The following is a 372-nucleotide window of genomic DNA, read 5'->3' on the forward strand; positions in this document are numbered from 1 at the left end:
TAGGTGCGATGGCACTTGGTACAGAAACGATTGCTCCAGTAGATATGATCGTTGGCCCGGGTAACGCATTTGTTGCAGAGGCAAAACGTCAGCTGTTTGGTCGTGTTGGTATCGACTTGTTCGCTGGCCCAACAGAGACGCTTGTGATTGCAGACGAAGAGGGATGTGACCATGAATTAGCAGCAGGATCTTTTGTCATTACTTGGACGTGTTCAGAAGCAATATCATCTGCTACTGCAACCATCTCTTCGTAGCTATCACACACAATAACCTGACCGTAGTTTTCCCAAGCTTTCCCAGCCACTTCAGCAGTAGGAAGAATCGTTAGCTGACGCTCAATCTCTTTTACTGTCTCTTCTGCAAAAGTTTCGC

2 pseudogenes are annotated in these 372 nt (G+C 47.0%); one reads left to right on the forward strand and one right to left on the reverse strand.

What is annotated here, in order from left to right:
- Positions 1-197, forward strand: a pseudogene (locus KIV40_RS30070) (histidinol dehydrogenase); the annotation flags it as partial.
- Positions 198-238: 41 nt separating this feature from the next.
- Here the strand turns inward: KIV40_RS30070 and KIV40_RS35645 are convergent.
- Positions 239-340 (reverse strand): annotated as a pseudogene (locus tag KIV40_RS35645) (hypothetical protein); the annotation flags it as partial.
- Positions 341-372 lie beyond the last annotated feature (32 nt).

The organism is Vibrio sp. D173a (genome assembly GCF_030248475.1).